Raw genomic sequence first — 14,081 nt, forward strand, 5'->3', positions numbered from 1 at the left:
CGGGCATCTCAAATTCCAAAAATTTAATTGAGTAGCTTGAAGTTCTGTTAGAAGTCATTAACCTCATTATTTTCAATACAACGATTAACAAAAGGCCACGGCTAACTATAGTCGGGGCCTTTTCCGTAAAATTTGATGTTGCGGTTTTGCGTTGCTGTTATTCTGAATGAACCAAGTTTAATTTCATATCAGAATACTGATCCAGTATTGTATCGTCATTGTTGAAAGAATATTTCAATAAGTCAGTGATTATGTCTCTTTTCCTTTAACTTTTTTTTTCATGGACTGATGAAGTCTGTTCAAGAGGGACAGCAGGAAATAGTGGGTGTTACACTGGAGTATTTGGGTGAAATGGTGATTGGGACAGAATGATTTTTCAAGTACTTTCTCGAACGATTAATTCAGGTTTAATTTTACGTAGGAGCGGCTGTATACCAGTTTCTTCATCAGAATTGATTTCTTCTAATATTAGGTCCGCAGCTATCTGCCCCATCGTAAAGGAAGGTTGAGACATGGTAGTTAAGGCCGGAGTTACAAATCTTCCTATATCATCGTTCCCAAAACCTGCAATAGCTAAATCCTCAGGCACTTTAATTCCAAGATTTTTGCACCCTTGCAATGCTCCGATTGCAAGAATATCAGCGAAACAAAACAAAGCATCCGGTCTGTTCTCAAGACTCCACAACGTCATTAAGGCTTCTTCTGCAGCTTCATAAGAAAACTCCTCAATTTCGAGAATTAAGCTTGGATCTATATTCAGGTTATTTTCATGATGTGCTTCTTCAAATCCGGAAAGCCTCTCTTGACAAACCCCCAGGGATAATGGACCGCTTAAGTAGGCAATCTTGCGTTTTCCTCTATCAATCAAATGCTGAACAATTGTTTTGGATCCGTTAAAATCATCAGTAATAACTTTTGTGGTATCAATATCATCACATACTCTTTCAAAAAGTAGGATAGGAATATTACGATTTTTAATACCCTGAATATGATCATAGTTGTCCGATTCTTTTGATAATGCTAAAAGAATTCCATCCACTCTACTATTGGCCAGGGTCTCAACGATTTCAACCTCCTTCTGTAAACTTTCAGCAGATTGAAAAATCATCACCTTGTAGCCATGATTGTAGGCAACATTTTCAATTCCGGAAATTGAATTGGACCAGAATTGTCTGTTGATTGTAGGGACAACGACACCTATAATTTTTGATTTTTTGCTACTTAGGCTGCTGGCTAGGAGATTTGGGTGATAATCCATCTCCTTGACCATTTCCATCACCGCAAGCTTTGTTTCACGCTTAATATCAGTTGAACCTCTCAGTGCCCTTGATACGGTGGCTATTGAAATATTTAGCCTCTCAGCTATATCTTTAATTGTCGTTACTTTTTTACTCATTGATTCAATATGCCTGCATTTAATTAATATTTCCAATATAAGTAAACTACCTAGTTCATCAATCCTGCTGTTGATTCATTGTATAGATAATCATCTGTATCAACTTTTTAAAATTATCAATTCCATAAAAATGAAGGCTAGAAATTGAAAAGATATCAATTGATAACGATACCGATAACGTTTTCGGTATAAAGTTTTGTGTATTAATAAAATGAATATGTTTTATTTGGTTTTTATTGAATAATTTGGAGGTAAAATTAACATACACCCATGATCACAAGGATAGTTGTCATTCTGTTGCTCTCGAATATTTTCTTTCAGTTGTCAATTGCACAATCAGTCCTAATAGAGGCTGAAAGCTTCGATGATCCCGGGGGTTGGGTTATTGACCCTCAGTTTGTGGAACAGATGGGGTCGCCTTATTTAATGGCACATGGAATGGGGACTCCCGTAGAAGATGCCCATACCAAATTTCAGCTACAGGAGTCAGGAGAGTATCATATTTGGGTTCGCTCTAAAAACTGGGCCCCAGGTGACTGGGAAGCACCGGGAAGATTCAGTTTAGCAATAAATGGTCAAACTTTACCTGAAACACTTGGGGTTACACCAGGGTGGTCTTGGGAATATGCAGGTAAAATGAAACTTAAGAATGGTCAGACGGTCATAGACCTAATCGATCTTACTGGCTTTAATGGTAGGTGCGATGCCATTTTTTTCAGTACTAATAAGGAATCTCCTCCGCGCGATCTTTTAGCCTTAGAAAAATGGAGGTTGGAAAAATCAAATGAAGCATCAATGCCTGCGGAGTCTTTATCATTTGATTTGGTGGTAGTAGGCGGTGGGATTGCAGGCTGCGCTAGTGCGATAGCTGCTGCAGAGCAAGGACTGAAAGTAGCGCTTATTCACGATCGACCAGTTTTAGGAGGAAATGCAAGCAGTGAAATCAGAGTGCATACGCTGGGAATTTATGGTCACTTTGAACGAATTCTAAAAATGTTGGATACCGAGCACTATCCTAATGGTTCTCCTGAAGCTTATAAGGATGAGGTGAAACGCCATCAGAACGTTGAGAAATATGACAATATACATTTGTTTACCAACTGGCGGGCTTACGATGCAAATACAGAAGGGAACCGAATTACATCTGTTGATGCAAGACATACCTCAGAAGGCAAAAGGATTCGTTTTGTTGCGCCTAGATTTGTTGATTCTACTGGAGATGGCTGGATAGGTTATTGGGCTGGAGCTGATTTCATGTATGGAAGGGAATCTGTGGACACCTATGGTGAAGCTTATGAGGAATGGGGTGAACTATGGTCTCCAGAGGAATCAGATGATTTTGTGATGGGCTCATCTGTATTGTGGAGAACTCAAAAATCAGAAAAAGAAGTTAGTTTTCCAGAAGTTCCTTGGGCTGAGGAGGTTGCCCAATCTCATCAGGCTACTGAGGGTACTTGGAAGTGGGAGCTGTCCAGATTGGATCTACATCAAATAGAAGATGCCGAAGAAATAAGAGATCATATGCTGAAGGCAATTTATGGCTCTTTTGCAAATGCTAAAAATGAACCAGGAGGTGAAAATCTGAAGTTCGAATGGATTTCATATTTAGTAGGGAAGAGAGAATCCAGAAGGCTGGAAGGGGATTATATTTTTACATTTAATGATGTGACGGAGCAGCGGAAATTTCCAGATTCAGTGGTGATGGAAACCAGAGAAGTGGATGTTCATTTCCAGCAGAATTTAACAGATGAAGACAAACCTGATTTTCTTTCTGAAGCAATCTTTTTTAAGACACCCCAATATTATATTCCTTATAGATCACTCTATTCCAAAAACATAGAAAACCTCTTTATGGCAGGTAGAAATTTTAGCTGCTCACATATTGGTTTGGGCGGACCGAGGGTAATGAGGACCACTGGTCAGATGGGAGCGGCAGTAGGAATTGCAGCTGTTATCTGCGAAAAATATGGAATTGATCCCAGAGAGGTATACACTGATCATCTTGAAGAATATATGGCGTTGATAGAAGCTCAAAAAACATATCGTACCATCCCTGAAAAAAAGTGAAAACATTCAAGTTCTTCTTTTGGATACCGGTTTTTTGTCTGGGGTTAGTTGTTAAGGGATTGCGGGAAGATCCGTTGTATTTCGAACTGCCATTTCAAATCAATGAAACGTTCGAAAGAAGCAAAATAGGAGAGCTGATGGAGGAAGGGTTTATAGCTCCCATTTCCATACAATTGTCTACCGATTCAGGCAGGCCATTATTCTATGAATCCAATATTAGAACCACGGTTTGCGATGATGAGATTTGTGAGATAATGTACATCAGACTTTACTGGGATCTTGTAGGGGAATATGTAGGATATGATACTGTTAGCAGACATCCTTTGACCAAATTTGATCATGAGCCTTTTACAGAAAATGACTATACCCGACTTCATGAACTTCTACAAAATGAAGGTTCAATTCTGAAATTCAAACAAAAAAGTGATCTAATAGACAAGGAAAAAGTAAAGGCTTCAGATGTAGTGGATGGTACCACCGGTGCAACTGCATTGGAAATAAAGGAAGAAGTTGTAGAAGGCGCATTATATTCTTCATATACCTTATGGCATTTGGCCTATAATGGGCAAATAAAAAACATGATCATTACTAGTACCAAAAAACGACTTAATAAACAGTTATTTAAGCACCTTCTGGATTCTGATAGATCAGGTTATAAATTATTTGCTTTTCACAATTTTGAAGAGAATGATTTCATCACCTATAAGAATTATTGGCTGACTTCATTAAAGGAAGATATGCCACTTACCAGAAAATATATTCTAAAGAATATTCCAGATGGGCAGTGGGAAAATCATCATGTGCAGGATGAAGTGTGTGCTATGTTTAATTTATATGATGTAAATACAAGGACCTATTTGTTAAACAAAATTGAGAAAACAGTGGAAATATCCAATGTCTCTATAGAATATGTGTCAACCAGTCTAACGGATATGAATCGAAATCAGGTAAAGCAATTTATTTCTTTATTGAGTGGCAAGAGGAATCTTACTTCAAAAACTATGAGTAATGTAAATAGTGCTTCTAAAGATAAAAATTTTAAATATTCATATCTTGTTGATGAATATAATTTTGATGATTAATATATGGTTAAAGACTTAAAGTATTCATTGATTTTCTTTTTGATAAACACTAAATTGCGATTTGTTTTACTTTTATTTTTTATAATTAACAGAGCTTTTTTAATTGATGCATTTGCCCAAAATGATTTATCTAAAGAAGGTCTTCCAGATTTTCAACTGGTAAGTTTAAATGGGGAAATAATTGAAAATACTGACCTAGTTGGCAAGGTGGTGGTTATTGATTTTTGGGCAACGTGGTGTGCACCATGTATAAAATCGTTCCCTTCTATGATTGAAGTCCAAAAAAGTTTTGAAGATAATGATGATGTTTTTTTTCTATACGTGAATACGTTGGAATTTGAAGGTAGAGATGAAAAATTTATAGATGATTTTTTAAAAACAAAGGGGATTAAAATTACAATATATTTAGATCGGTTAGCTTCTAACAATGAACTATTCAGTGAGAAGCTTGGAATTAGTTCTCTCCCTTTTAAAATAATTATTGATAAGTCAGGGATTATCCGTTTTTCAGAGGCGGGTTTTTTGGATGATACTGAGAAGTTTAAAAGTAATCTAAAAAGTAAAATTGAATCTTTACTATAAAATCACTATTTGAGATCTAGATATAATTTTTCTCCATTTAAACAACTTGATTTTGATTGGCTGCTTAATAGATAACTATATAAATAGGTGTATAATTATGTTAATAATTATTTAATATTAACATAATTACCATTTTAATTTAATTATATTTTCTTCAATAAATATTTCATGCAATTGTATATTTTTCAATTGTAAACCTTTTCGGAAACGTTTACGGTATAAAAATATAATATTTGTTTAAAGTTCATAAGGTTGATTGTTATTCTATATCTATATTAGAATTAATATTTGGTGTTGAATTCCTATATCAAATTTATTAACTCCAAAATTATAATAAACCAAAATAATCAGTTTTATGAAAACAAAATTACTGATGCTCATATTGAGCATAATGAGTTTTCAGGTTACTAAAGCTTTTTCCCAACAACTTACAGTACGAGGGAAAGTGCTTGATGAATCTGATCTCCCACTACCTGGTGCAAATGTACTCGTCAAAGGAACTACCATCGGAACTGTTACCGACATGGATGGAAATTTTTCAATTGAAGCTCCAAGCTCAGAGTCCACTTTAGTCTTTTCTTACCTTGGATATATATCCCAGGAGTTTCCGGTTGGAAGTCAGAACTCTTTTGAAGTACGGCTATCGCCTGATTTAAGTGAACTGGATGAAGTCGTTGTGGTGGGGTATGGAACACAGCGGAAAATAGAGACTACAGGTGCGATTGCTTCGGTTAAGTCAGATGAACTGACACAAACTCCTGTTGCCAATGTTGCTCAGGGGCTGCAGGGAAGAGTTTCCGGTGTTCAGGTAGTTCAGAATTCTTCAGCGCCAGGTGGCAGTGTAAGTGTTCGTGTCCGTGGAACAAATTCAATTAGAGGTAGTTCTGAGCCACTTTATATTATTGATGGTGTACAGGTTTCCAATGGGGGAGGAGTGAATGATTTAAGCCCACTTTCAACCATTAATCCAAACGACATTGAATCAGTGGAGGTGTTAAAGGATGCATCTTCAACCGCTATTTATGGTGCAAGAGGTGCCAACGGGGTGGTTATAGTCACAACTAAAAGAGGGAGTGCCGGTAGAACGGTGGTAACTTATGATGGCTATTATGGTGTTCAGGAGCCTGCAAAGCAGATTGAAATGCTAAATGCTTCACAATTTGCCGAATTGGAAAATGAAGTATACAACAGGGTGGTTTTTGATAATCCATCAGCTGAAGGGGAAGGCACGAATTGGCAGGATTTAATTTTTAGATCAGCACCTATTCAGAGCCATCAACTTTCTGTTATGGGTGGTAGTCAAAAAACCCAGTTTGCCATATCCGGTAATTATTTTGACCAGGATGGAATTTTGATCAGCTCTGATTTTAAAAGATATTCCTTACGCTTGAATCTCGATCATCAAATTAATGATAGGGTAAAGATCGGGACAAGTATTTTAGGGAGTCAAAATAGTAACAATTCAATTCCAACAGGCTCCACAAGTCTTGATGGAGGAGCAATAACGACTAGTATGGTTGGAGCTGCCCTTGGAGCGCCTCCAACATTAAAACCTTATAACGAAAACGGGGAGTTTTGGCCATTTGCAGATCAAGTTGACGGTGGATATAGGGAAGTGGTTAATCCATTGGGGTTAGCCGCAATTACAAACCGGACAGCTAGCCAAAGGATTTTGTCTAATATCTATGGGGAATTTAAAATTATGGATGGCTTAACCTATAGAGCTACCTTCAACGCTGTTCTTCAAAATGATTTAAATGACTATTATTCTCCTATCTATATAATTGGACAGGGAGATAGGAATTCAAATTCGGGTTCAGGGAGGAAATTAAACAGAGACCTGCAGACCTTTCTCCATGAAAGCATTTTAACTTATAGCAAAGCTTTTTCCGAGATGCATTCCCTGAAATTTACAGGCGTTTTTTCTACACAATCTGATCAGTATAAAATAAACCAAATTAATGCGTCTGGTTTTCCGAATGATGCTACGCTAAACGAAGCCTTACAAGTTGCCCAAAATATAACTGCATCAAGTAGTCGTCAAAGTGAAAGACTTGATTCGTACATGGGTAGAGCTAACTATGGGTTTAAAGATAAAATTTTTGTAGATTTAACTGCCCGTGTCGATGGATCCAGCAAGTTTGGACAAAACAGTAAATATGGATTTTTTCCAGCGGTATCAGCTGCCTGGAGAATTTCTGAAGAGCAATTTTTAAAAGAAGCTACGTATATCTCTGATTTTAAACTCCGGGCATCTTATGGTTTAACAGGAAATGCTGGTGCTATCTCTCCTTACCAGTCTTTGGCCACGGTAGGTCCAGGTTCTTCCTATAACCTGGGTAACAATTATGTGACAGGGTTAGCTCCCACCGGCATTGCAAATCCTGACCTGAAATGGGAGAGATCATTTCAGGCAAACTTTGGAATTGATGTCAGTTTCTTAGATGATCGTTTCAATTTTGTAGCAGATTACTACCTAAAACGCACTGAAAATCTATTGTATACTAAGATTTTACCTGAGAGTTCAGGGTATGGTTCAATTGTAGGAAACTTCGCAGAGCTTCAAAACAAGGGACTCGAAATGGCTTTATCAGCTGTAATTATTGATAATGCACTAAGTTGGTCTGTAAATGGAAATATTTCCTTCAATCGAAATAAGGTTGTAGGACTAGACGGTGATGTAGGCGAGGCTTTTGTCAATTCTTACAGCGTTGTTTCTGTAGGGCAGCCATTGGGAGTATTTAAAACTTTTGTTTTTGATGGTATATATCAAACTGGTGAAGAGATATTACCTGGCTCAGGAAGTAGAATCGGTGGTACAAAAGTTAGGGATATCAATAATGATGGGATGATATCTAACGATGATCAGGTTATAACGGGAAATCCCAATCCTGATTTTGTTTTTGGAATTTCAAATAACCTCAGCTATAAAGGCTTTGATTTTAATTTTTTTGTGTCCGGATCTGTGGGTAATGATATTTATAATGTGAGTAGGTATACCTTGGAAAACCCGTTAGGAAACAGGAATGTGCTTGCAGGATTAGAAAACAGATGGTCAGAAACTAATCCTTCACAGGAATATGTATCCGGATTTCAAGGAGGTAGGTTACCAATTTCTGACCGCTTTGTCGAGGACGGTACTTTTATAAGATTAAAAAATCTCTCGTTGGGATATACCCTTTCCAACTTGAAAGGATTTCAAAAAATCAGAGTTTATCTAAGCAGCAATAACCTATGGATGATTTCAGATTACTCTGGATATGACCCTGAAGTAAACTCATATGGAGGCTCCAATACAGCGATTGGAATAGACAACCTGGTATATCCAGTCGCAAATTCCTATCTGGTCGGTCTTCAAGTATCATTCTAATTGCTAAATCTAATTAATATGAAAAACATACAAACTATACTTGGTATGATGGGGCTCTGCTTAGGACTTTTTTCCTGTGAGCTTCAGGAGGACGTTTATTCAAGTATCACAACCGATAATTTCTTTCAGACAGCGGGAGATGCTGAAACAGCATTGATTGGCGCATATGACCCAATGGCAGGGTTATACAACGCCGCAGTCCACGCAACCGATTTTGGCACGGATCAAATATATCCGAGACCTGTAGTAGCCAGAGATACGTACACGCTATTTACGTATGATCAAAACTATTCTTCCCAAAAAAGCTTCGGAAGAACATTTGAATCCCCTCTTCAAACATGGAGTTCTTGCTATGAGGGAATTGAAAGGGCCAACTGGATTCTAGAAAAAGTACCCGGGATAGCCATGGATGAAGGTCGCAAAGCTACAATATTGGGAGAGGCATATTTTCTTAGGGGATTTTATCTGTGGATGCTTACAAAAAATTTTGGTGAAGTGGTAATCAAGACATCACCGAGTAAAAGTGAAAGTGATGCATACAATCCTAAAAGCACGACAGAAGAAGTGTATGCGCAAATTTTTCAGGATTTAGACATGGCTATAGCTAATCTTCCCGCTTACTCAACTCAATCTCCCGAATTCGGTAGACCTTCCAAGGAAGCGGCAATGGCTTTATCGGCTAAAGCTTCACTTTATAGCGGTAATTACCAGCAAGCTTTAAATATGGCAGAGGGAGTTATAAATTCAGGATACTATCGCTTATTGGATGACATAATAGATGTTTTTGATGTAAGTAAAGAAACTGAGGCGCGTGCAGAAAATATCTGGGCATATGAAAGTGTCTCCACAGTTCCTGGTAGGGGAACTCAGGTTCCTTCCTTGTATGGACCAGCAAGCAGTGCTGGAATGGAATATGGAAACAGCTCCTATGGTTCCGCTTTTGCCTATCAGTCCTTTTATGACTCTTTCGATCCAAGTGATAAAAGAAGAAATTTGTTAGCTACCTCATTTATCAACAGAAAAGGAGAGGTTGTACCGCAGGAATTGATAACACCTGTTACAACGGACGGAGTACTGGTTGGAAAGTTTAAAGACCCCAATTCAAATGGCAATGGCTATGCAATTAATTTACCCATTATAAGAATGGCTGATGTTTATTTAATTGCTGCTGAGGCGGAAGCTTATCTAAATGGTGCTTCCAGTAAGGCATACGGTTATATTAATGCAGTTCGTAACAGAGCAGGTTTAGAGGATTTAATAGGTGGATTGGGGGCGGAAGAATTTGTCGATTCAGTAATTCAGGAAAGATCGTGGGAATTTTTTGGCGAAGCAGACAGGTGGTATGATTTGGCGAGAACAGGGAAATTTTTGGAATTAATTCCGCAGGCAGTTAATTCGGTTTATCCTGTGCGAAACCCCCAACCTAAAAACCGGTATTTTCCGATTCCGCTGGATGAAGTAAATGCCAATCCCCAGTTGGAGCAAAACCCGGACTGGCAATAACTGGCAGATGTCCCACAGCATGGACCATGTTGTCAGCTGTGGGATATTGTTTTACCTGATTTTAAATAGACATCAAACTTACTTATCACAGCCTACCTATATCTGTTTGAACTTTCATGGAATTTCTTGATTACACTACGATTATCCTATTCACGCTTATCATTATGGTCGTTGGACTATCCTTTGGTCGCCAGGGAGGGGATATGAAATCTTTTTTTGCCGCTGGGGGCGCAGTACCGTGGGGAATAAACGGGCTTTCTCTTTTTATGAGTTTTTTTTCAGCAGGTACTTTTGTGGTCTGGGGGTCTATTGCTTATGAATATGGTTTAGTAGCCATCACTATACAGATGGCTATGTGTCTAAGTGGGTTTTTGATCGGATATTTTATTGCCCCAAAGTGGCGGGCAACTAATGTACTGACAGTGGCGGAATATCTAACCAAAAGATTTGGAGAGCATATCCAACGTTACTACACATACATTTTTCTGTTTTTGTCATTGGGTTATACAGGCTCATTCCTTTACCCGGTGGCAAAAATTGTAAATGTATCCACGGGGTTTGATATCTATTATTCTATCCTGTTGCTGGGAGGGATCATAATGGTTTATACTGCAGTCGGAGGGCTTTGGGCAGTGGTTGTCACTGACGTGCTGCAGTTTGTGATTCTGACTGCTGCAGTCTTGATAGTTTTGCCATTGTCAATAGAGAAAGTCGGGGGATTGGCAAATTTCATTGAATCCGCTCCTGAAACATTTTTTAAGGCATTTAACGGAGAATATTCCCCGTTATTTATTGCAGCTTTTTGTGCATATAATTTGGTTTTCATTGGAGGTAACTGGGCTTATGTTCAGCGTTATACCAGCACTAAAAACACCAAATCAGCAAGCAAGGTCGGTTACCTGTTCGGAGCACTTTATCTAATTAGTCCTATAATTTGGATGTTGCCTCCGATGATTTACCAGGTAATAAACCCAGCTTTGGATGGATTGCAGGCTGAAGGAGCTTACCTAATGATATGTAAGGAAGTATTGCCTGTGGGGATGTTGGGACTGATGATAGGAGGGATGATTTTTGCTACGGCCAGTTCAGTCAACACATCACTGAACCTCGCTGCTGCAGTATTGACCAATGATATTTACAAACCACTTAAACCAAATGCTTCAGATAAAAGCCTGATGTCTTTTGCACGGATGGCTACACTTGTATTTGGAATATTGACTATTGGAGTGGCCTTTCTGGTTCCTTTTGCGGGTGGCATAGTGGAAGTGGTGCTAAGCATTGGAGCGGTTACGGGAGGAGCACTATACGGGCCTGCGATCTGGGCTCTGTTTTCTAAAAAGCAGACAGGTAGATCTATTCTTAGTGTGACGCTTGTCAGTCTAACTGTTAACCTGTTTTTTAAATTTATTTCACCTACGTTTTTAAATTTTTCTCTGGATAGGAGTCAAGAAATGATTGTTGGGGTGGGACTTCCTTTTTTGCTGCTTTTGGTATATGAGCTTTTTGCAAGAGATGATTTACGTGAATCAAAGCTTGAATATGTATCGGATAATTCGAATGTGGAGACTGGTGAAATTCAAAATTTATTCGGGATAAAAGTGCTTTCCATTGCAATGGTTTGCATAGGATCGCTATTCCTCATATTGGCCATTTTGGCTTCCCAGGCTGCGATTTACTTAGTGATTTTAGGAGGATTGATTACCATGTTGGGAGGTTGGCTTTATCGCTATACTAATAGGGCCTTTAAACTAAAAAAAGACAATTAATTCATTTATGCATACGATGATACTAGAAGGTATTAACAAAGGAAAAAGAAAATCCCATCAGGTAAAACTGAATTCAGATTTGGTGATTGCCGGAGGGGGCATGTCGGGAACATGTGCTGCGATTACCGCGGCTAGAGAGGGACTAAAGGTTTGTCTGGTACAGGACAGACCTGTGCTTGGTGGGAACGCGTCCTCAGAAATCCGCCTTTGGGTATTGGGAGCTACTTCGCACATGGGAAATAATAACCGATGGGCAAGAGAAGGAGGGGTAATCGACGAATTGTTGGTAGAAAACATGTATAGAAACCCGGAAGGAAACCCTATCATTCTTGATACAATCCTGATGGAGAAAATATGTATGGAGGAAAATATCACATTGTTATTGAATACCAGTGTATACGACCTTGAGAAAAAGGGAGAGGATCAAATTGATTTTATCAAAGCTTTTTGTAGTCAGAATTCTACTGAGTATGTGTTATCAGCCCCCTTGTTTGTGGATGCTTCCGGTGATGGGATTGTTGGTTTTTTATCTGGTGCTGCTTTTAGGATGGGAGCTGAAGCAAAGGAAGAATTTGACGAATTGTTTGCCCCTGATGAAAAATATGGTGAGTTATTGGGGCATTCACTTTATTTCTATAGTAAAGATACAGGAAAGCCCGTAAGGTTTGTGGCTCCCGTTTTTGCAAATAATGAACTTTCAAAATTACCTAGATTCAAGACCTTTAACCTCCGCGAGGATGGGTGTAGACTTTGGTGGGTGGAATACGGTGGACGTACCGATACCATTTTGAACAGTGAAAATATCAAATGGGAGCTCTGGAGAATTATTTATGGGATTTGGGACCATGTCAAAAATTCTGGACAGTTTGATGCTGTTGAAAACCTGACTCTTGAATGGGTAGGCACCATTCCTGGTAAAAGGGAGAGTAGAAGATTTGAAGGCGATTACATCATGCACCAAAAAGATGTTGTCGAACAGAGGGAGCACTTCGATGCAGTTTCCTTTGGCGGTTGGGCGCTGGATCTCCACCCCGCCGACGGAGTCTACAGTGATAAACCCGGATGTACACAATGGCATTCGAAGGGTGTATATCAGATTCCGTACCGTTCCATGTACAGTAGAAACATTAAAAATCTTTTTTTGGGCGGGAGACTGATGAGTGCCAGCCATGTTGCCTTCGGATCAACTCGAGTTATGGCTACTTGTGCCCATAATGGACAGGCAATTGCAATGGCAGCGAAACTATGTAAAGAAAAAGGATTATTCCCTCCAGATTTAACAGATGTAACTCATATTAAAGAACTGCAGGCACTATTAATTGAATCCGGACAATATATTCCAAAAACCAGATTGGAATTGGAAAATGGTTTTTTAAAGGATGCTGCAATTCAGGTTTCGAGTGAACTTGAACTAAGTTCAACTCTTTTTGACGGGCCATGGAAATCACTTGAGTTTTCAATGGGTCAGTTGCTTCCTTTAATAAAATCGCAACGCATTTCAATAGAAATTGAGGTGAAGTCTAAAAATGACTCTGTGTTGAATCTTGAGCTTAGAAAGAGCCAAAAGCTGGGGAATTTCACATGGGATGGGTTGGTTGAAAAGCAGCAAATTAATGTCCATGAGGGTGTGGGATGTTACCTTATAAACTTTCATTATGCTCCCGATACTCCCCAGTATTTTTGCTTCTGTATTTTGCAAAATGAGGATGTGGAGGTTAGATGTTCCACATCACGAGTGACAGGACTGCTTTCAGTTTTCAATAAATTTAACAAGTCAGTGGCGACCAGTAGCATCCAGTCACCACCTGCAGGAATTGGTATAGATGAATTTGAGTTCTGGGTTCCCGAAAGAAGACCAAACGGCCAAAATCTTGGATTTAAGCTGGGGGAAACTCTGAAAGTTTTTGGAAAGGAAAATCTAATTAATGGGATTTTCAGACCAACCCTTCAACCAAACGCTTGGGTAGCTTCTCTGGAAGATAAAAAACCCGAAATCAGACTTAAATGGAATTCACCCAGACAATTAAAGGAAATCAAATTGTTTTTTGATACGGATTATGACCATCCGATGGAATCAACACTGATGGGACATCCGGAATCTGAAATTCCTTTCTGCGTCAAGTCCTATAGGATCAAGGACAGCCTAGGAAATTTACTTTATGAACAAGGTTCCAATCACCAATCGATAAATACGGTGGCTTTTAAAGCAGAGGTTATTACGGACGAATTGATTATTGAGTTGGATCATCCAAGTGATACTGTTCCTGCAGCATTGTTTGGATTGATCATTAAGTGAAATGCCTGAATTAAAACAA

General features: G+C 38.7%; 8 protein-coding genes. 7 read left to right on the forward strand and 1 reads right to left on the reverse strand.

What is annotated here, in order from left to right:
- Positions 1-376: 376 nt before the first annotated feature.
- Positions 377-1,396, reverse strand: coding sequence for a LacI family DNA-binding transcriptional regulator (locus tag AACZ73_RS18295; protein ID WP_339880108.1), 1,020 nt, complete (start codon positions 1,394-1,396; stop codon positions 377-379).
- Positions 1,397-1,666: 270 nt separating this feature from the next.
- Between AACZ73_RS18295 and AACZ73_RS18300 the strand changes: the two genes are divergently transcribed.
- From AACZ73_RS18300 to AACZ73_RS18330, 7 genes are all read left to right on the forward strand, one after another.
- Positions 1,667-3,463, forward strand: coding sequence for an FAD-dependent oxidoreductase (locus tag AACZ73_RS18300; protein ID WP_339880109.1), 1,797 nt, complete (start codon positions 1,667-1,669; stop codon positions 3,461-3,463).
- Positions 3,460-4,545, forward strand: coding sequence for a hypothetical protein (locus AACZ73_RS18305; RefSeq protein ID WP_339880110.1), 1,086 nt, complete (start codon positions 3,460-3,462; stop codon positions 4,543-4,545). Before AACZ73_RS18300 ends, AACZ73_RS18305 begins: the two co-directional genes overlap by 4 nt.
- A 3-nt stretch (positions 4,546-4,548) precedes the next feature.
- Entirely contained in the window at positions 4,549-5,127 is a 579-nt protein-coding gene (locus tag AACZ73_RS18310) for a TlpA disulfide reductase family protein (RefSeq protein WP_339880111.1), read from the forward strand.
- A 355-nt stretch (positions 5,128-5,482) separates the two neighbouring features.
- The gene (locus AACZ73_RS18315; RefSeq protein WP_339880113.1) at positions 5,483-8,497 is read left to right on the forward strand and encodes a TonB-dependent receptor; all 3,015 of its coding nucleotides are present in this window, start codon (positions 5,483-5,485) and stop codon (positions 8,495-8,497) included.
- Between the two features lie 18 nt (positions 8,498-8,515).
- Complete coding sequence (locus tag AACZ73_RS18320; protein ID WP_339880115.1) at positions 8,516-10,000, forward strand: RagB/SusD family nutrient uptake outer membrane protein; 1,485 nt, start codon at positions 8,516-8,518, stop codon at positions 9,998-10,000.
- Between the two features lie 116 nt (positions 10,001-10,116).
- On the forward strand, positions 10,117-11,766 hold the full coding sequence (locus AACZ73_RS18325; protein ID WP_339880117.1) for a sodium:solute symporter family protein: 1,650 nt from the start codon (positions 10,117-10,119) through the stop codon (positions 11,764-11,766).
- 7 nt (positions 11,767-11,773) lie between these two features.
- Entirely contained in the window at positions 11,774-14,062 is a 2,289-nt protein-coding gene (locus AACZ73_RS18330) for an FAD-dependent oxidoreductase (RefSeq protein ID WP_339880119.1), read from the forward strand.
- The last annotated feature ends 19 nt before the right edge of the window (positions 14,063-14,081 follow it).

The sequence above is a fragment of the uncultured Algoriphagus sp. genome, from assembly GCF_963974835.1.
Taxonomy (GTDB): domain Bacteria; phylum Bacteroidota; class Bacteroidia; order Cytophagales; family Cyclobacteriaceae; genus Algoriphagus.

Coding starts and splice junctions, on each gene's coding strand:
- AACZ73_RS18295 (WP_339880108.1), bottom strand. CDS start 1,396: ATGAGTAAAAAAGTAACGACAATTAAAGATATAGCTGAGAGGCTAAAT.
- AACZ73_RS18300 (WP_339880109.1), top strand. CDS start 1,667: ATGATCACAAGGATAGTTGTCATTCTGTTGCTCTCGAATATTTTCTTT.
- AACZ73_RS18310 (WP_339880111.1), top strand. CDS start 4,549: ATGGTTAAAGACTTAAAGTATTCATTGATTTTCTTTTTGATAAACACT.
- AACZ73_RS18315 (WP_339880113.1), top strand. CDS start 5,483: ATGAAAACAAAATTACTGATGCTCATATTGAGCATAATGAGTTTTCAG.
- AACZ73_RS18320 (WP_339880115.1), top strand. CDS start 8,516: ATGAAAAACATACAAACTATACTTGGTATGATGGGGCTCTGCTTAGGA.
- AACZ73_RS18325 (WP_339880117.1), top strand. CDS start 10,117: ATGGAATTTCTTGATTACACTACGATTATCCTATTCACGCTTATCATT.
- AACZ73_RS18330 (WP_339880119.1), top strand. CDS start 11,774: ATGCATACGATGATACTAGAAGGTATTAACAAAGGAAAAAGAAAATCC.